Here is an 18,130-nt window from a genome sequence, read left to right as displayed (position 1 = left end):
GCCGGCGCCCCGGCCCCACCTGCAGGGCATTGCCTCTGAAGCAGTGCCCCATCGAGGCCAGCCCAACCGAGAACACGCCATGGACCAAGCTGCCAACGCCAATCAGGCTCAGAACCCGCTGCTGGACTTTTCCGACCTGCCCCGCTTTGCCGAAATCCGGCCCGAGCACATCAGCCCGGCGCTGGACGTGCTGCTCGAGCGCGCGCAGCAGGCCGTCGCCCGCGCCGAGGATCCCGCCACGCCCGCCGACTGGGCCAATGCCGTGCAGGCGCTGGAAGCTGCCACCGAGCCGCTGGGCCGCGCCTGGGGCGTGGTCAGCCACCTGAGCGCCGTGGCCGATACGCCCGAGCTGCGCAAGGCGCACGCCGACAACCTGCCGCGCATGACCGAGTTCTGGTCCTCGCTGGGCCAGAGCCTGGCGCTGTACGACAAGTACAAGGCGCTGGCAGCCAGCCCAGAGTTCGCCGGCATGAGCGCTGCGCGCCACCAGTTGATCGAGAACGAGCTGCGCGGTTTCCGCCTGGGCGGTGCCGAGTTGCCCGAGGACCAGAAGCCACGCTTTGCCGAGATCCAGGAACAGCAGGCGCAGCTGTCCAAGGCCTTTTCCGACCATGTGCTGGACGCCACCAACACCTACGCGCTCTACGTCGAGGACGAGGCCCGCCTGGCCGGCCTGCCCGACGACGCCAAGGAAGCCGCCCTCCTCGCCGCCGAAAAGGAAGGCAAGGCCGGCTGGAAGTTCACGCTGCACTTCCCGTCCTACTTCCCGGTGCTGCAGTACGCGGATGACCGCGCGCTGCGCCAGACCCTGTACGAGGCCAACGTCACGCGCGGCTCGGAGGTCGCCCCGCAGTACGGCCAGGGCCAGGCCGACTGGGACAACACCGCCAATATGCGCGACCAGCTCGCGCTGCGCCGTGAAGAAGCGCAGATGCTGGGCTACCAGTGCTACGGCGAAGTCTCGCTGGTGCCGAAGATGGCCGAGTCGCCCGCCGAGGTGCTGAAGTTCCTCGACGAACTCGCGGTCAAGGCGCGCCCCTATGCCGAGAAGGACTGGGCCGAACTCAAGGCCTTCGCCGCTGCCGAGCTGGGCCTGGCCGATCTCGCGCCGTGGGACGTGGCCTATGCCTCGGAAAAGCTGCGCCAGCAGCGCTATGCGTTCTCCGAGCACGAGGTCAAGCAGTACTTCCCGGAACCCAAGGTGCTGGAAGGCCTGTTCGGCGTGGTGCAGAAGCTGTTCTCGGTGCGCATCGAGCCCGAGCAGGCGCAGACCTGGCACAAGGACGTGCGCTTCTTCCGCGTGAGCACGCCGGACGGCACGCTGCTGGCCCAGTTCTATATCGACCTGTACGCGCGCGAAGGCAAGCGCGGCGGCGCCTGGATGGACGATGCGCGCGGCCGCAAGGTGGTGGAGCACGGCGCCGTGCAGACGCCGGTGGCCTACCTGACCTGCAACTTCTCCGCGCCGGTCGGCAACAAGCCGGCGCTATTCACGCACGACGAAGTCATCACGCTGTTCCATGAGTTCGGCCACGGCCTGCACCACATGCTGACGCAGGTGGGCGAGCTCGGCGTGTCGGGCATCAACGGCGTGGAATGGGATGCGGTGGAGCTGCCGTCGCAGTTCATGGAGAACTTCTGCTGGGAGTATGAAGTGCTGACCGGCATGACGCAGCAGGTCGATACCGGCGAGCCGCTGCCGCGCGCGCTGTTCGACCGCATGCTGGCCGCCAAGAACTTCCAGAACGGCATGATGACCCTGCGCCAGATCGTGTTCTCGTCGTTCGACATGCACCTGCATACGGACTTCGACCCGGCCGGCGAGGCCTCGGTGCTGGAGCTGTCGCGCCAGATCAATGACCGCGTGCACGTGGTGCCGCAGCATCCGCTGTCGCGCTGGCCGAACACCTTCAGCCATATTTTCGCCGGCGGCTACGCGGCGGGCTACTACAGCTACAAGTGGGCCGAGGTGCTGTCCGCTGACGTCTACGCAGCTTTCGAAGAGGCGGCGCAACTGTCGGGCAGCGTGCTCGACAGCGAGACCGGCGCGCGCTACCAGCGCGAGATCCTGTCGGTGGGCGGCAGCCGCCCGGCGATGGAGTCCTTCGTCGCCTTCCGCGGCCGCGCGCCGCAGATCGACGCGCTGCTGCGCCACGGCGGGATGACGGCATGAGTTCGGTGGGACTGCCAACCAGCGGACCGCTGCGCATCGCCAGCTGGAACGTCAACTCGCTCAAGGTGCGCCTGCCGCAGGTGCTGCAATGGCTGGCCGAGCAGGACCAGGCCGGCGCGCCGATCGACGCGCTGTGCCTGCAGGAACTGAAGCTGCCGGACGACAAGTACCCGCTGGCCGAACTGGAGAACGCGGGCTTCCACAGCATCTACACCGGACAGAAGACGTATAACGGCGTGGCCATCCTCGCCCGCGACGCCAGCATGCCCGGCCCGGTCGACGTGGTGCGTAACATCCCAGGCTTCGAGGATGCGCAGCAGCGCGTGATCGCCGCCACCTATGGTGACCTGCGCCTGGTCTGCGCGTACTTCCCGAACGGGCAGTCGCCCGAGTCGGAGAAGTTCGTCTACAAGCTGAAATGGCTGGAGGCAATGACCGCGTGGCTGCGCGAGGAGATGGCGCGCTATCCGCGCCTAGCGCTGCTGGGCGACTTCAATATCGCGCCCGAAGACCGCGACGTGCACGACCCGGCGAAGTGGGAAGGCCAGAACCTGGTCTCGCCGCCGGAGCGTGCCGCCTTTGCCGCGCTGGTGGAACTGGGCCTGGCCGATGCCTTCCGCAAGTTCGAGCAGCCCGAGAAGACCTTCTCGTGGTGGGATTACCGCATGCTCGCGTTCCGGCGCAATGCCGGGCTGCGCATCGACCATATCCTGCTGTCGCCGGCGCTGACCGAGCAATGCGCGGCGTGCGTGATCGACCGCGTGCCGCGCACCTGGGAACAGCCCTCGGACCACACGCCGGTGGTCGCGACGCTGCACTGCGGCTGAACGCCGCCACGGCGCCGCCCGGCGACGGGCGGCGCTGAGCTCTTTCCATTGCGCCCCATGCCTGCGTCCCATCCCGGAGCCATCCTGACCCGCCTGTTCCCGTGGAGCCGGCGCGTCGACCCGACCACGCTGCGCGCCGACCTGGTCGCCGGCCTGCTCGGCGCCGTGCTGGTGCTGCCGCAGGGCGTGGCCTTTGCCACGCTGGCCGGCCTGCCGCCGCAGTACGGTATCTACAGCGCGGTGGTGCCGTGCATCGTGGCGGCGCTGTTCGGCTCGAGCTGGCACGTGATGTCGGGGCCGACCAATGCCAATTCGCTGGCGCTGTTCGCGATGCTGGGCCCGCTGGCGTTTGCCGGCAGTCCGGCCTATATCGGGCTGGCGCTGGCGGTCACCGTGGTGGTGGGCGTGATGCAGCTCGCAGTGGGCACGCTGCGGCTCGGCTCGCTGGCCAACTTTATCTCGCCCTCGGTGCTGCTCGGCTTCACCTGCGGCGCCGCGACGCTGATCGGCTTATATGCGCTGAAGGACCTGTTCGGGCTGGAGGTACCGACCGGCACCAGCGCGTTCGGGGTGGTGCGCCACCTGTTCGAGAACGTCGATACGATCAACTGGGCCGCGGTCACCGTGGGTGCCGTGACACTGGTCGTCACGCTGCTATGCAAGCGGCTGTGGCGCAAGCTGCCGTTCATGCTGCTGGGACTGCTGGCCGGCTACGGCGTGGCGCTGCTGCTGAACCAGGCCGGCGCGGGCGGCCAGCACGTCAACGTCATCGGGCCGATCCCGTCGGCGCTGCCGCACTTCAACGTACCTGACGTGGACTGGCGCAAGTTGCCCGACCTGCTGGGCATCGCCTCGGCGCTGACCATCGTCGCGCTGGGCCAGTCGATCTCGATCGCCAAGGCGGTGGCGCTGCGCTCTGGCCAGCATATCGACGCCAACCGCGAGTTCATCGGCCAGGGGCTGTCGAATATCGCCGGCGGCTTTTTCTCCGGCTATATCTCGTGCGGCTCGCTCAACCGTTCGGTACCGAACTTCGAGGCCGGTGCGCGCACGCCGCTGGCAAGCGTGTTCTCGGCGCTGTGGCTGGTGGCGCTGGTAGCGATCAGCGCCCCGCTGCTGGCGCAGATCCCGATGGCCGCGATCGGGGCGATGCTGCTTCTGGTGGCTTGGGGCCTGCTCGATATCGCGCGCCTGCGCCGCATCTTCACGCTGAGCCGCACCGAGTTCGCGATCGCCATCGGCACCTTCGCCGCCACACTGGTGATCCGGCTGGAAATGGCGGTGCTGCTCGGCACCGTGCTGTCGCTGGTGGCCTACCTGTACCGCACCTCGCGGCCGGCGGTGCGCAGCCTGGTGCCCGATGCCGACGATCCGGACCGGCGCTTCACGCCGCTGGACGAACTGCGCCGCCCGCAGCCTGAATGCCCGCAACTGAAGCTGCTGCGCATGGAAGGCGCGATTTATTTCGGCGCCGTGCAATACGTGACCGATCGCCTGCACTGGCTGCGCACCGTCAACGCCGGCCAAACCCACCTGCTGGCGATGACCAAGAGCATGAATTTCATCGACCTGGCCGGCGCCGAGATGTGGGAGAGCGAACTGGCCGAGCGGCGCGCGCTGGGCGGCGACCTGTACTTCCACCGGCCGCGCACCCAGGTGCTGCAGACGTGGGAGCAGACCGGCTTCAGCGACAAGCTCGGGCCCGACCATATTTTCCCGACCAAGCGGCAGGCGCTGCACACGATCATCGGTAAGCTGTCGCCGGAAATCTGTGCGCAATGCCACGCCAGGATCTTCGAGGAGTGCGCATCACGGCCTGGCGCCGGCACCCGTGCCGCGCAAGCCGGACCCGTGACGCCAGGCACTGGCGCGCCAGCGCGCTAGTGCAGCACGCACGCGCCAGCGACCAGCCAGCAGTGGCTGAAAGATCTGAAAAAAAGACTTAAAAAAGATTGAAGGGGAAGCTGGGGATTGCCTGCGCCGGCGCTGCCGGCTGGGGCACGCAAGACCGAACGGCCCTACGCTGGGGAACTTGGCAACGAAGCTGACAGCGGATGGGCGCCCACGGCATGCCAACGGCTGGCCGGGGCATCCATCCTCATCAGATCGGCGCCACGTGGGCGCGCTTGACGACGATTGGCTGGGGCGCGCCCTGCTCGATCAGCACCACGGCGGCGCGTTCGATGGTTTCGCGGCCGGCACGGAATGCCTCTTCCAGCGACAGCACCTGATCAGCGCTGAAGCCTTCCCACAGTGCTTCACGTGTCACCACGCAAGTCACCTTCTCGCCATTGACGATCGCCTGAAAGAGCAAGCCTTCATTGTTGATGTCGTAGCGCTCTTGCTCTTGGAATTTGATTTCCATCGGTGCAGCCCTCCATATGCAAGTGGAGAAGAATCCTAACATGGCTCTGGCGATATCGTACCGGTACACCTTGTGCGAATGCGCTCAAACCGAAGACCTTTGGCGCTGGCGTTCGGTTCCATGCACGTGACGATGCCGCTTCCGCGGCAGTTGGCATGTTCTGCAGAGACTCGCACCAAACATTTGACAGCGCCAAAAATCCTGATACAATCTCGTTCTTCGTTGGGGCGTTAGCTCAGTTGGTAGAGCAGCGGACTCTTAATCCGTAGGTCGAGTGTTCGAGTCACTCACGCCCCACCAGCGAATACAGAAAGGCCGGAAGCAGCGATGCTTCCGGCCTTTTGCTTTTTCTTTTCTTATTTGCGATTTTTCACCGCAGCTGTCATGCGCTTGCCGCACGCATCGGCTAGCGGCGGCGGGCATGCCGGCGCCGCCACACCTGCAATCAGGCGTCGATGCTGGCGCGCTCGAACAACGTGCGCGCCAGCGCGCGATGACGCAGCAGCACGTTCGGCAGATCGGCCGTCAGCAGCGCGCCGTCGCGCACTACTTCACGCCCGTTGATCACGCTGGCCGCGACATTGGCCGGCGTGCAGAAGACCAGCGCCGCCACCGGATCGTGGCCGCCGCCGGCAAACCCGACCGCGGACATATCGAAGGCAACGAAGTCCGCCGACATGCCCGGCGCCAGCGCGCCAATATCGTCGCGGTTGAGCACGCGTGCACCGCCCAGCGTGGCGATTTCCAGCGCCTCCCGCGCGCTCATTGCCGCCGGGCCGTAGCCGACCCGCTGCAGCAGCAGCGCCTGGCGCGACTCGCCCAGCATATGCGCGCCGTCGTTCGACGCACTGCCATCGACGCCCAGCCCGACCGGCACGCCCGCGTCGCGCATCGCGCGCACCGGGGCAATGCCGGACGCAAGCCGCATGTTCGAGCACGGGCAATGCGCCACGCCCGTGCCGGTGCGGGCGAACAATGCGATGCCTGCCTCGTCCAGCTTGACGCAGTGCGCATGCCACACGTCGTGGCCGACCCAGCCAAGGTCCTCGGCATACTGTGCCGGCGTCATGCCGAACTTCTCGCGCGAGTAGGCGATGTCGTTGTCGTTCTCGGCCAGGTGGGTGTGCAGCGACACACCATAGTGCCGCGCCATACTGGCCGACTCGCGCATCAGGTCGCGCGAGACCGAGAATGGCGAGCACGGCGCCAGCACGATGCGCAGCATCGCGTGGCGGGCGCTGTCGTGGTACTGCTCCACCAGCCGCTGGCTGTCGCGCAGGATGGCGGCCTCCTCCTCCACCACCGCGTCGGGCGGCAGGCCGCCCTTGCTGCGGCCCACGCTCATCGAGCCGCGTGCGGCGTGGAAGCGCATGCCCATCTCCTGCGCGGCGGCGATCGAGTCGTCCAGGCGCGCACCGTTGGGATAGAGGTAAAGGTGATCGCTGGTGGTGGTGCAGCCCGACAGCATCAGCTCGGCCATCGCGGTTCTGGTCGACACCGCGATCATCTCCGGCGTCAGGTGCGACCACAGCATGTACAGATTGGTCAGCCACGAGAACAGCTCGGCATCCTGCGCCGCGGGCACCGCGCGCGTCAGGCTCTGGTACATGTGGTGATGCGTGTTGACCAGGCCCGGCGTGACCACGCGGCCGCGCATGTCGAGCACCTGCGCGCTGCCTTCGTCGGCCATGCGGCGGTACTGCGGCGGCAACTCCGAGGTCGGGCCGACCCATTGCACGGCCGGGCCTTCTGCGACCAGCGCGCCATCGCGGATCTCGCGGCGCTGCGCGTCCATCGTGACCAGCACGTCGGCGCTCAGGGCAATCAGGGTCATGGCGGGATTCCTTCTGCGTTCGGGTGGAGGGGATGGCCGCCAGTCTACGGTGCGGCCATGCCAACCCCTAAGCGCAGAATTCCGACCATGCTGTCCACAAAAAGTGGACAGCACTGCCTGGTACCGGCTGCTATCGCGCCTGCGCGAACAGCGCCGCCAGCGCCTCGCCGATACGCTCCGCCATCAGTTGCGCCGCCGCGCTGAGCGAACCCCTGGCGCGCGCCACCAGCGTCAGCGTCTGGCCCTGCAGGTGGCGGTCGCGCAGCGGCACGTACACCAGCGCCTGGCGTGCGCGCTCCTCCATCACGTCGAGCGGGTTCAGCAGCGCGATGCCGGTGCCGAGCATTACCAGTTGCCGGATCAGCACGGTCGAGGTGGACTCGGCCACCGGCGACACCTCGATTGCATTGCGGGTAAAGGCATCGTCCAGGATCGCGCGGATCGACAGCGACGGCGCCGGCAGGATCAGCGGGTAACCCACGCATTCGCTCAGCAGCGCCGACGGCTGCGCGGCCAGTGCATGGCCCGGCGGCACCACCGCGCCGATCTGCCAGTCGCTGGTGGCCAGCGCCCGGAAGGCCGGCAGCTCGGGCAGGTCGTAACCCAGGCCCAGGTCGGCGCCACCCTGCTCCACCGCGGCGACGATGGCTGCCACCGGCAGGTCGTTGACGCGCACAACGATGCCCGGATAGCGCTGGCGGAAGTCGTGCACCAGCGACGGCATCAGCGAGCCCGCCAGGCCTGCCGTCACGGCCACGGTTACGTCGCCGCGGCGCGCGCCCTTGAAGTCCTCGATGCGCTCGCGCAGCGCGTCGTGCTCGCGCAGCGTCTGGCGCACGTGAGCCAGCACCATCTCGCCCAGCGGCGTCAGCCGCAGCCGCTTGTTGATGCGCTCGAACAGCGGCGCGCCCAGTTCGGCCTCCAGGTCGAGGATCTGCCGGTTGACCGCAGTCGGCGCCACGTGCAGGTGCTCGGCCGCCTTGCGGATCGAACCGCGGCGGACGACCTCGTCGAGATAACGCAGGACTCTGGCGTGCATGGCTGGGCAGACTGGTGGATCGGACGGCACCGCGGGCAGCGCAGATGACGGCGTGCGCATTGTAGCGGTCCGCAAAACCGGCTCGCATAAATCGGCCCGCAAAAAATCTCGCCGGGCTATTGCGTCTTATGCGGTACCTTGCTAGAATCTTTTTCTTCGTTGGGGCGTTAGCTCAGTTGGTAGAGCAGCGGACTCTTAATCCGTAGGTCGAGTGTTCGAGTCACTCACGCCCCACCAGCGAATTCATAGAAAGCCGGAAGCTTGCTTCCGGCTTTTTTTACCGTCATTACCGCCCCACCTGCTGCCCGCTCTGACGGCACGCCCGCCATTTTCTTGATACGCGGGTTCTCACCAATTCCATTACACGCGCTTTCCCGGTTGAATCGCTACCGCGCCCAATGTGGAACATAGTTCCGTATCGCGGAACTATCACAAGGCGCAGGCCACCGCCGCACCCCGGCACGGCCCGGTCATGCCAGCGTGGGAACGCCTGACGGTGCGGGACGCTTGCAAACATCGCCCGACAAAACGCCTGCAGCCCGCCTGGCAAGCAATCAGTGAAAGAAGAACGGAGGCATTCCTTGAAAGCAGTCATTCACGCAGGCGCCGCCGCCTGCCTCGCCGCCCTTGGCCTGGCGCACGCCGGCCTTGCCCAAGCACAGTCCTACCCCAACAAGCCGATCCGCCTGATCGTTCCGTTCGCAGCCGGCGGCACCACCGATATCGTCGCGCGCGCAGTCTCCGAAGCACTGGGCCGCGAACTGGGCCAACCCGTCGTGGTGGAGAACCGCGGCGGCGGCGGCGGCGCGATCGGCGCCGACGCGCTGGCCAAGTCGGCACCGGACGGCTACACGCTGGGCATCGCCACGGTCAGCACGATGGCGACCAACCCCGCCACCAACCCGAAAAACCCGTACGACCCGCTAAAGGATTTCGCGCCGATCACCAATCTGGTCAACGTGCCCAACGTGCTGACGGTCAACCCGAAGGTGCCGGCCAAGACCCTGAAGGAATTCGTCGCGCTGCTCAAGTCCAACCCCGGCAAGTACAGCTACGCGTCGGCTGGCAAGGGCAGCATCTCGCACCTGGACGGCGAGCTGTTCAAGGACATCACCAAGACCGACATGGTCCATATCCCGTACCGCGGATCGGGCCCGGCGCTGAATGACACGCTGGCCGGCCAGGTCAACGCGCAGTTCGACAACCTGCCCTCGTCGATGCCGCATATTCAGGCCGGCAAGCTGCGCGCGCTGGCGGTGGCGGCGCCCAAGCGGGTCGAGGGCCTGCCTGACGTGCCGACCTTCGCCGAAGCGGGCATGAAGGACATGAACAACATGGCCTGGTACGGCCTGGTGGCACCGGCCGGCACGCCGGCGGCGATCGTCACGCGCGTGCACGACGCCGCGGTCAAGGCCCTGCAGGACCCGAACACCAAGCGCCGGCTGGCTGACAGCGGCGCCTATGCCGACGGCAATACCTCGGCGCAGTATGCCGCGCAGATCAAGCGTGAACTGGACCTGCGCAAGAAAATCGCGCACGACCAGAACATCACGCTGGAATAAGCCGGCTGCAAAGCTGTCCTGAGAGGGGTCACAAACCGGCTGCCATCGGCAGCCGGTTTTTTTGTCGTCTGCCTGCGCACATGACGAGGCAAGCACTGCTGCGGAGTGTTTTGCGCGGAATCGGTAAGGACTTGACCGCGCGCAGTACACTGCCCCCGCCGATGGTCTTCAATACACTTAGAAGAAACTTTCACTTTGCGGACAAGCGCCTACTCGGTACATTAGCCGGGTGCTCCGCCACTGCGCCGGGTCCATTCCGGCAATCGCTCCGCCCCAACTCCGGTTTCGCGCAGGCGCTGTGCGACCGTCAATCGCGAGGAAAAACATGCTGAAGAAGACTGTTCCGACCCTGATCGTTGCTGCACTGGCCGCGCTTGGCGCGACCCAGGTATATGCGCAAAAGAACTACACGGAAGGCGGCGATATCCACAGTGGCAGCCACACCAAGAAGGCCGGCCCGAACCAGGGCGCGGCCAAGTCCGGCAAGTTCGACCCGTATACCGACGGTGCCAAGCAGTCGACCAAGTCGGACCTGACCAGCTCGGGCAAGAAATTCGATCCGAACACGGACGGCGCCAAGGCCGGCAAGTTCGATACGTACACCGACGGTGCCAAGGCCGGCAAGCCGGACCCGTACACCGACGGCGCCAAGGCTCCCGCCAGCAATGCTGGCAAGGCGCAGTAACCCGGCGCGCCGCCCGCGCGGCGGCACCAACGTAAAGCAGCCCGCTTCGGCGGGCTGTTTTGCATTCTGGCGGGGCCGTCTTCAGGCAGCCAGCGCCTGCACCGGCTGCATGCTGCCGCGATCGCGGAAGCCGACGTGCCAGGACAGCGCCTCTTCCAGCAGGTGCGGCGTCTGCCCGCCTTGCGCGCTGGCGCGCCGGAAGTAATCGCCCAGCAGTTCGCGGTATTGCGGGTCGGCGCAATTGGCAATGATCGTAAGCGCGCGCTCGCGCGGTGCCAGGCCGCGCAGGTCGGCCAGGCCGTGCTCGGTGACGATGATGTCGACGTCGTGCTCGGTGTGGTCCACGTGCGCCACCATCGGTACGATGCTGGAGACATCGCCGCCCTTGGCCACCGACTTGGTCACGAACACCGACAGGTGCGCATTGCGCGCAAAGTCGCCGGAGCCGCCGATGCCGTTCATCATGTGCGTGCCGCCCACGTGCGTGGAGTTGACGTTGCCATAGATATCGCACTCCAGCGCCGTGTTGATGGTGATGAGCCCCAGCCGGCGCAGGATCTCCGGATGGTTGCTGATCTCCTGCGGGCGCAGCAACAGACGCGAGCGGTAGCGGTCGAGGTTGTCCAGGAAGCGCCGGTAAACCCCGCGCGTCAGCGTCACCGAAGACGCCGAGGCAAACGACAGCCGCCCCGCATCGAGCAGCTCGATGGTACTGTCCTGCAGCACCTCGGAATACATCTTCAGGTCACGGAACGGTGAGTCCACCAGGCCATGCAGCACCGCATTGGCAATGGTGCCGATGCCCGCCTGCAACGGCTGCAGCGCCGGCGACAGCTTGCCGGCGCGGACCTCGTGCAACAGGAAGTCGTTGAGGTGTCCGGCGATGCTGCGCGTGTCGGCATCCGGCGGCAGCGCGTTGGACGGGCTGTCGTCCTTGGCGGTGATGACGATGGCCACGATCCGCTCCGGATCGATGGGGATATACGGCAGGCCAATGCGCTGCTCGGGAGCGATCAGCGGAATTGGCTGGCGATACGGGCGCTGCACCGGGAAGTAGATATCGTGCAGGCCTTCCAGCTCCAGCGGCATGTTCAGGTTGATCTCGACGATCACCTTGCGCGCCAGCATGGCGAAACTGGCCGAATTGCCCACCGAAGTGCTGGGGATGATGCCGCCCTGCTCGGTGATCGCCACGGCTTCCACCACCGCCACGTCCACCGGCGCGATCTGGCCCGAGCGCAGCTGCTCCACGGTCTCGGACAGATGCTGGTCGATGAACATCACTTCGCCGGCGTTGATCTTGCGGCGCAGCGTGGCGTCGGACTGGAACGGCAGGCGGCGCGCGATCACGTCCGCCTCGGCCAGTACCCGGTCGATGTCGTTGCCCAGCGAGGCGCCGGTCATCAGGGTGATGCGCAGCGGCTCGGTTGCCGCACGCCGCGCCAGCGCGAACGGAACTTCCTTGCAGTCGCCCGCGCGGGTGAATCCGCTCATGCCTACCGTCATGCCGTCGCGGATCAGCGCGGCGGCTTCGTCGGCCGAGACTACTTTGTCATGCAGCCTGGCCAGGCGAATGCGTTCCTTGTACATCATTATCTCCGGTCTGACGGCGCGGGCCCTTGCCCGTGCCGCGCGCCCCGATTGCCTGATGGCTTGTTGGCGGGGGTCTCCGGAAGGCAGTGTATCCAGCCGCTTCCATTCCGGTTGTGATTTAAAGTCATGAACGGCAGTCGCTATTTTCATAGCTCACAAAACCTGGCCATGCGGCTTTTGCATCACTATGCCCCTGTGCGATCGTGGGAAATCTGGAATTGTCACAAACATTGCAATGGATTCTGATAGTGTCTTGGCCATCGGTCGACCGCGCCCGCCGAAGAGGCAGCGGCGTCCGTGCCGCCCGGGCCGGCCATGCTCCGGCCCAGAGCATCGCAGTGGCGGCAAACGACAACAGGAGACGCCATTCATGCAGCCAAGACCACTCGAACCCAACGAGCCGGTTGTCCTCGCCCTGGTCGATGCCGTGACCGCCTGGCAGGAAGCGTTAGAACAGACCCTCTCCGCCTCTGGCCTGAATTACGCCAAATGGCTGTTGTTGCGAGCCATCCGGCAAGGCGCCTTCGTGCGCGGATCCCCCTTGCCGGGCGCGATGCGCATCGATGTCGCGCAATCCGAGCTGATGCTGCGAGACCTGGAGCGCGACGGCTGGATCGAGTATGGCGATGCCCCGCACCCGCGTGTTGCCGACGCCGCGGCGAGCCGGCTGGAGCGCACCGGGCAGGCCCTGAGCGCGCTGCATAGCGTGTCGGTGGCGCCATTCAGTTCGCAAGAGCGCGTGGCGCTGGGCAGTTTGCTCGAACGGATGAAGATCACGCTGAGCGACCACACTACGCGCCAGATCCGCGTGGGTACTGAAGCCGCCCGCCAGGAAAAGCCTGCCGCAGCGCCGGCGGTCACCTGCACCGGCCTGCCGCCGGTCGCGCATCGCCCCGCCTCGACGCCTACCCTTGCCCGCGCGCGGTTCTGACGCGATAGCTTTCATGCGAGCGCCCTGACGCGTTCGGCAAGCAGGTCCCGCCAGGCTGCGCCGGGACCGGCTCCCCTCCCTCCCGTCGATTCTTCCACCTCCACGCCCCTCGCTTACTTTGTCGCGCCGGGTGCCCCGTTTTTTCCTAAAGTATGAGCATGCCCCGGCACATGCCGTGACCGCCCCCGGACAGGACTGCGGCCCGGCGTCGCCCATCGACACCGCGAGGAGAGATCATGCCGCAGGAGAACGAAGACAAAGTCGCGCACCTGCTGGACGAACTGGCCAACTTCGCCAGCGAACGGCTGCCGGCGGCGACATTCGCCGTGGTCGAGCCTTTCCTGCGGCACTACTACGACCAGACTGACGCCGAGGACCTGCTCCGACGCGAAGTCGACGACCTCTACGGCGCCGTGATGGCGCACTGGCAGACCGCGCAGAAATTCGTTCCCGGCAGCGCTGCCCGCATCCGCGTCTACAACCCGAACCTGGAAGAGCACGGCTGGCACTCCGACCACACCGTGGTCGAGATCGTCAACGACGATATGCCGTTCCTGGTCGATTCGGTGACGATGGAGATCAACCGCCAGGGCCTGGCGCTGCATTCGGCGATCCATCCGGTGTTCCGGGTCTGGCGCGATGCGCGCGGCGGCATCGAGCGCATCGCCCCGGGCGGCGCCGGCGAGGCCGGCGACAACTCGCGCCTGGAGTCCTTTATCCACTTCGAGATCGACCGCAGCGGCGAGGCAGCGCGGCTGGAGGCTTTGCGCAGCGGCATCGCCCAGGTGCTGGGCGACGTGCGCGCCGCAGTGGAAGACTGGCCCAAGATGTGCGACATCACCCAGGCCACCATCAGCGCCCTGGCCCAGACGCCAGGCGCGGCCTCGCCGGAAAACGCCGAAGCGCGCGCCTTCCTCGACTGGATGATGGACGACCATTTCACCTTCCTCGGCCAGCGCGACTACCAGCTGGTGTCGCAGGACGGGCGCTATTTCCTGCGCGGCGTACCCGGCTCCGGCGCGGGCATCCTGCGCGAGAGCCTGCGCGAACCCGATGCCGACGACCTGACGCCGTTGCCCGCGGCGGCCACCATCATCATCGAAGGCGCGTCGCCGATCTTCGTGACCAAGGCCAATTCGCGCGCCACGGTGCACCGGCCCGGCTATCTGGACTATGTCGGCGTCAAGCTGCTGGATCCGCAGGCCCAGCTCTTTGGCGAGCGGCGCTACGTCGGCCTGTACACCTCGACCGCCTACACGGCGCCCATCGCGGAGATCCCGCTGGTGCGGCGCAAGTGCGCCAACATCCTGGCCCGCGCCGGTTTCCTGGCCAAGGGGCACCTGTACAAGTCGCTGGTGACCATCCTCGAGCAATACCCGCGCGACGAGCTGTTCCAGGCTACCGAGGACGAGCTGTTCGACATCACCATCGGCATCCTGCGGCTGCAGGAACACCAGCGCACACGGCTGTTCGTGCGGCGCGACCGCTTCGACCGCTTTGTCTCGTGCCTGGTGTTCGTGCCGCGCGACAAGTACAACACCGATCTGCGCCAGAAGATCCAGAAGCTGCTGACCGCGGCCTTCCACGGCTCCAGCTGCGAATTCCAGCCGCTGCTGTCGGAGTCGCCGCTGGCGCGCATCCAGCTGACCGTGCGCGGCGAGCCCGGCACCATGCCGCATGTCGATACAGGCGAACTGGAAGAGCGCATCGTCCACGCCAGCCGCCGCTGGCAGGACGACCTGGCCGAGGCCCTGCACGAAAGCTACGGCGAAGAGCAAGGCAACCGGCTGCTGCGACGCTATGGCGGTTCGTTCCCGGCCGGCTACCGCGAGGACTACCCGGCGCGCACCGCGGTGCGCGATATCGAACTGATGGAGCACGCGCTGCAGGCGAATGGTGCCGGCAGGGGCATGGCGATGAACCTGTACCGGCCGATCGAGGCCGCGCCGGGCGCCTTCCGTTTCAAGGTCTACCGCGCGGGCGAGCCGATCGCGCTGTCGCTGAGCCTGCCCATGCTCGAGCACCTGGGCGTGCGCGTCGATGAAGAGCGCCCGTACCTGATCGAGCCCGACAGCGGCATGCCGGTGTGGGTGCACGACTTCGGGCTGGAGATCGCCGACGGCGGCAGCGAAGCGGACTTCGACATTGCACGCATCAAGGCGCTGTTCGAGGACGCCTTTGCCCGCGCCTGGCATGGCGAGATCGAGAACGACGACCTCAACCGGCTGGTGCTGCGCGCCGAGCTGGCCGCGCGCGATGTCACCATCCTGCGTGCCTATGCGCGCTACCTGCGGCAGGTAGGCTCGACCTTCAGCGACGCCTATATCGAGCGCGCGCTGACCTGCAACGCGTCGCTTGCCGGGATGCTGGTGGGGCTGTTCGTCGCGCGCTTCGACACCTTCAGCCAGGTAGCCGTCGACCCTGCCCGCCAGGCGCGCTGCGACAAGCTTCTGGCCGATATCGAAGCCGCGCTCGACAAGGTGCCCAACCTCGACGAAGACCGCATCCTGCGGCTCTTCCTGGGCGTGATCAACGCCACCGTGCGCACCAACTATTTCCACCGGAGTGAGGAAGGCCAGCCGCGCCCGTACGTGTCGTTCAAGTTCAACCCGGCGCTGGTCCCCGGCCTGCCGGAGCCGCGGCCGATGTTCGAGATCTGGGTCTATTCGCCGCGCGTGGAGGGCGTGCACCTGCGCGGCGGGCGCGTGGCGCGCGGCGGGCTGCGCTGGTCGGACCGGCGCGAGGACTTCCGCACCGAAGTGCTGGGGCTGATGAAGGCGCAGATGGTCAAGAACACCGTGATCGTGCCGGTCGGCTCCAAGGGCGGTTTCGTGGTCAAGCGCCCGCCACCGCCCACGGAGCGCGACGCCTTCCTGCAGGAAGGCATCGCCTGCTACCAGACCTTCCTGCGCGGGCTGCTGGACCTGACCGACAACCTGGTCGGCGGACAAGTGGTGCCGCCACCCGAAATAGTGCGCCACGACGACAACGACCCTTACCTGGTGGTGGCCGCAGACAAGGGCACGGCGACATTCTCGGACTTTGCCAACGCGATCTCGGCCGAGTACGGCTTCTGGCTGAGCGATGCCTTCGCCTCCGGCGGCTCGGTCGGCTATGACCACAAGAAGATGGGGATCACCGCGCGCGGCGCGTGGGAATCGGTCAAGCGGCATTTCCGCGAGATGGGCGTCGATATCCAGACCACCGACTTCACCGTGGCCGGCGTCGGCGACATGTCGGGCGACGTGTTCGGCAACGGCATGCTGCTGTCGCCGCATATCCGGCTGGTGGCCGCCTTCGACCACCGGCATATCTTCCTCGATCCCGACCCGGACACGGCCAAGACCCTGCAGGAACGCACGCGGTTGTTCAGCCTGCCACGCTCCAGCTGGGCCGACTACGACACCACGCTGATCTCCGCCGGTGGCGGCGTCTATCCGCGCACCGCCAAGACCATCCCGCTGTCGCCGCAGGTGCAGGCGGTGCTCGGCGTCACGGCCAGCGCGCTGTCGCCGGCCGAGCTGATCCACGCCATCCTGATGGCGCCGGTAGACCTGCTCTACAACGGCGGCATCGGCACCTACGTCAAGTCCAGCCAGGAAACACACCTGCAGGCCGGCGACCGCACCAACGACGCGGTGCGCGTGAACGGCAGCGAGCTGCGCTGCAAGGTGGTCGGCGAAGGCGGCAACCTGGGCTTCACGCAGCTGGGCCGCATCGAGTACGCGCGCAAGGGCGGGCGCATCAATACGGATGCGATCGACAACTCGGCCGGCGTGGACTGCTCCGATCACGAAGTCAATATCAAGATCCTGCTCGGGCTGGTGGTCGCGGACGGAGAGATGACCGAGAAGCAGCGCAACAAGCTGCTGGCCGAGATGACCGATGAAGTCGGCCTGCTGGTGCTGCAGGACAACTACTACCAGACCCAAGCGCTGTCGGTCGCGGGGCGCAGCACCGTCCCGCTGCTCGACGGCGAGGCGCGCCTGGTGCGCTGGCTGGAGCGCGCCGGGCGGCTGAACCGCGCGCTGGAGTTCCTGCCCTCGGATGAAGAGATCGCCGAGCGCAAGCTGGCCGGCGAAGGGCTGACCTCGCCCGAGCGCGCGGTGCTGCTCGCCTACAGCAAGATGTGGCTGTACGACGAACTGCTGGCGTCCGACGTGCCAGAAGACACGCTGGTCGCCGGCCTGCTGGCCGACTACTTCCCGGTGCCGCTGCGCCAGCGCTACAGCGATGCGATGCAGCGCCATCCGCTGCGGCGCGAGATCCTGGCCACGCACCTGACCAATCTGCTGGTCAACCGCATCGGCGCCACCTTTGTGCATCGGATCATGGAAGAAACCGATGCGCGCCCCGCCGATATCGTGCGCGCCTGCCTGATCGCGCGCGATGTGTTCAACCTGACCGCGCTGTGGCAGGAGATCGACGCGCTCGACAACCGCGTGCCCGATGCCGAGCAGGCGCGCATGTTCAACGCCGTGGCGTTGCTGCTCGAGCGTGCCTGCCTGTGGTTCATCCGTTATCTGCGTGCGGGCGGCAAGGCCGGCGAGGACCTGGCGCGCTTTGCCCAGGCCGCGCAGTGGCTGGTGCCACAGCTGCAGCGGCTGCTGCCCCCCGCGGATGCGGCGGCGCTGGCTGAGCGCGCCAAGGCATTTATCGATGTCGGGGTCGGCGAGGCGCTGGCGATGCGCGTGGCCGGCAGCGAGACTTCCGCCGCGGCGCTCGATATCGCGGAAGTGGCGGCCGCGTGCGATCGCAGCCTCGACCTGGTGGCGGGTGTCTATTTCGCGCTGGACAGCCACCTGAGCTTCAGCTGGCTGCGCGAGCGCGCACTGGCGCTGCCCTCGGACACGCACTGGGACCTGCTCGCGCGCACCACCACGCTGGAAGACCTGGGCCGGCTCAAGCGCGCGTTGACGAGCAGCGTGCTGTCGCAGGCGGGCGCGCTGGACACGCCCGAAGCGATGATCGACGCGTGGCGGGCCAGCCGCCACGGCGCGCTCGAACGCTTCACGCGCATGCTGGCCGACCAGCGCGCCTCGGGGGCAGCGGGGTTGTCGATGCTGTCGGTCGCGGTGCGCGAGATCGGCATGCTGGAACGCGCCTAGCGCGGCGGCGCAC

11 protein-coding genes and 2 tRNA genes are annotated in these 18,130 nt (G+C 67.0%); 9 read left to right on the top strand and 4 right to left on the bottom strand.

Annotation, left to right across the window (positions count from 1 at the left end; all coding sequences use genetic code 11):
• Positions 1–79: 79 nt before the first annotated feature.
• From AC10V3_RS07220 to AC10V3_RS07210, 3 genes are read left to right on the top strand one after another with little or no spacing between them, the layout of a single operon-like run.
• A complete protein-coding gene (locus AC10V3_RS07220; protein ID WP_490923414.1) occupies positions 80–2,173 on the top strand; it encodes a M3 family metallopeptidase in 2,094 nt (697 codons plus the stop codon).
• The gene (xth, locus tag AC10V3_RS07215; RefSeq protein WP_022534435.1) at positions 2,170–3,000 is read left to right on the top strand and encodes an exodeoxyribonuclease III; all 831 of its coding nucleotides are present in this window, start codon (positions 2,170–2,172) and stop codon (positions 2,998–3,000) included. Before AC10V3_RS07220 ends, xth begins: the two co-directional genes overlap by 4 nt.
• Before the next feature lie 57 nt (positions 3,001–3,057).
• Positions 3,058–4,884: a SulP family inorganic anion transporter gene (locus tag AC10V3_RS07210; RefSeq protein WP_022534434.1), complete on the top strand. Its 1,827-nt coding sequence runs from the start codon at positions 3,058–3,060 to the stop codon at positions 4,882–4,884.
• A gap of 217 nt (positions 4,885–5,101) precedes the next feature.
• On the opposite strand, the gene AC10V3_RS07205 is transcribed toward AC10V3_RS07210, so the two are convergent.
• The gene (locus AC10V3_RS07205; RefSeq protein WP_022534433.1) at positions 5,102–5,365 is read right to left on the bottom strand and encodes a DUF1488 family protein; all 264 of its coding nucleotides are present in this window, start codon (positions 5,363–5,365) and stop codon (positions 5,102–5,104) included.
• A gap of 224 nt (positions 5,366–5,589) precedes the next feature.
• Between AC10V3_RS07205 and AC10V3_RS07200 the strand changes: the two genes are divergently transcribed.
• Positions 5,590–5,665: transfer RNA gene (locus AC10V3_RS07200), tRNA-Lys, on the top strand.
• A gap of 145 nt (positions 5,666–5,810) precedes the next feature.
• Here AC10V3_RS07200 and AC10V3_RS07195 read toward each other — a convergent pair.
• Positions 5,811–7,199, bottom strand: a complete 1,389-nt coding sequence (locus AC10V3_RS07195) for an 8-oxoguanine deaminase (RefSeq protein WP_454751784.1) — start codon at positions 7,197–7,199, stop codon at positions 5,811–5,813.
• 130 nt (positions 7,200–7,329) lie between these two features.
• Entirely contained in the window at positions 7,330–8,238 is a 909-nt protein-coding gene (locus AC10V3_RS07190; protein ID WP_022534431.1) for a LysR family transcriptional regulator, read from the bottom strand.
• Positions 8,239–8,399: 161 nt separating this feature from the next.
• On the opposite strand from AC10V3_RS07190, the gene AC10V3_RS07185 reads away from it, so the two are divergent.
• The 3 genes from AC10V3_RS07185 (at position 8,400) to AC10V3_RS07175 (ending at position 10,485) form a co-directional block, all read left to right on the top strand.
• A tRNA-Lys gene (locus AC10V3_RS07185) sits at positions 8,400–8,475 on the top strand.
• 344 nt (positions 8,476–8,819) lie between these two features.
• Entirely contained in the window at positions 8,820–9,800 is a 981-nt protein-coding gene (locus tag AC10V3_RS07180; RefSeq protein ID WP_041680994.1) for a tripartite tricarboxylate transporter substrate binding protein BugE, read from the top strand.
• Positions 9,801–10,125: 325 nt separating this feature from the next.
• On the top strand, positions 10,126–10,485 hold the full coding sequence (locus AC10V3_RS07175) for a hypothetical protein (RefSeq protein WP_022534429.1): 360 nt from the start codon (positions 10,126–10,128) through the stop codon (positions 10,483–10,485).
• Positions 10,486–10,566: 81 nt separating this feature from the next.
• Here AC10V3_RS07175 and scpC read toward each other — a convergent pair whose 3' ends face one another.
• Positions 10,567–12,075 carry a succinyl-CoA:acetate CoA-transferase ScpC gene (gene scpC / locus AC10V3_RS07170; RefSeq protein WP_349604704.1) on the bottom strand — a complete coding sequence of 503 codons (1,509 nt, stop codon included), beginning with the start codon at positions 12,073–12,075 and terminating at the stop codon, positions 10,567–10,569.
• A 373-nt stretch (positions 12,076–12,448) separates the two neighbouring features.
• Between scpC and AC10V3_RS07165 the strand changes: the two genes are divergently transcribed.
• The gene (locus AC10V3_RS07165; RefSeq protein WP_022534427.1) at positions 12,449–13,009 is read left to right on the top strand and encodes a hypothetical protein; all 561 of its coding nucleotides are present in this window, start codon (positions 12,449–12,451) and stop codon (positions 13,007–13,009) included.
• A gap of 236 nt (positions 13,010–13,245) precedes the next feature.
• Positions 13,246–18,117, top strand: a complete 4,872-nt coding sequence (locus AC10V3_RS07160) for an NAD-glutamate dehydrogenase (RefSeq protein ID WP_490923412.1) — start codon at positions 13,246–13,248, stop codon at positions 18,115–18,117.
• Positions 18,118–18,130 lie beyond the last annotated feature (13 nt).

The sequence above is a fragment of the Cupriavidus sp. PB-02 genome, assembly GCF_058252315.1.
This window is presented reverse-complemented; position numbering and strand designations above follow the sequence as displayed.

Coding starts and splice junctions, on each gene's coding strand:
- AC10V3_RS07220 (WP_490923414.1), top strand. CDS start 80: ATGGACCAAGCTGCCAACGCCAATCAGGCTCAGAACCCGCTGCTGGAC.
- xth (WP_022534435.1), top strand. CDS start 2,170: ATGAGTTCGGTGGGACTGCCAACCAGCGGACCGCTGCGCATCGCCAGC.
- AC10V3_RS07210 (WP_022534434.1), top strand. CDS start 3,058: ATGCCTGCGTCCCATCCCGGAGCCATCCTGACCCGCCTGTTCCCGTGG.
- AC10V3_RS07205 (WP_022534433.1), bottom strand. CDS start 5,365: ATGGAAATCAAATTCCAAGAGCAAGAGCGCTACGACATCAACAATGAA.
- AC10V3_RS07195 (WP_454751784.1), bottom strand. CDS start 7,199: ATGACCCTGATTGCCCTGAGCGCCGACGTGCTGGTCACGATGGACGCG.
- AC10V3_RS07190 (WP_022534431.1), bottom strand. CDS start 8,238: ATGCACGCCAGAGTCCTGCGTTATCTCGACGAGGTCGTCCGCCGCGGT.
- AC10V3_RS07175 (WP_022534429.1), top strand. CDS start 10,126: ATGCTGAAGAAGACTGTTCCGACCCTGATCGTTGCTGCACTGGCCGCG.
- scpC (WP_349604704.1), bottom strand. CDS start 12,075: ATGTACAAGGAACGCATTCGCCTGGCCAGGCTGCATGACAAAGTAGTC.
- AC10V3_RS07165 (WP_022534427.1), top strand. CDS start 12,449: ATGCAGCCAAGACCACTCGAACCCAACGAGCCGGTTGTCCTCGCCCTG.
- AC10V3_RS07160 (WP_490923412.1), top strand. CDS start 13,246: ATGCCGCAGGAGAACGAAGACAAAGTCGCGCACCTGCTGGACGAACTG.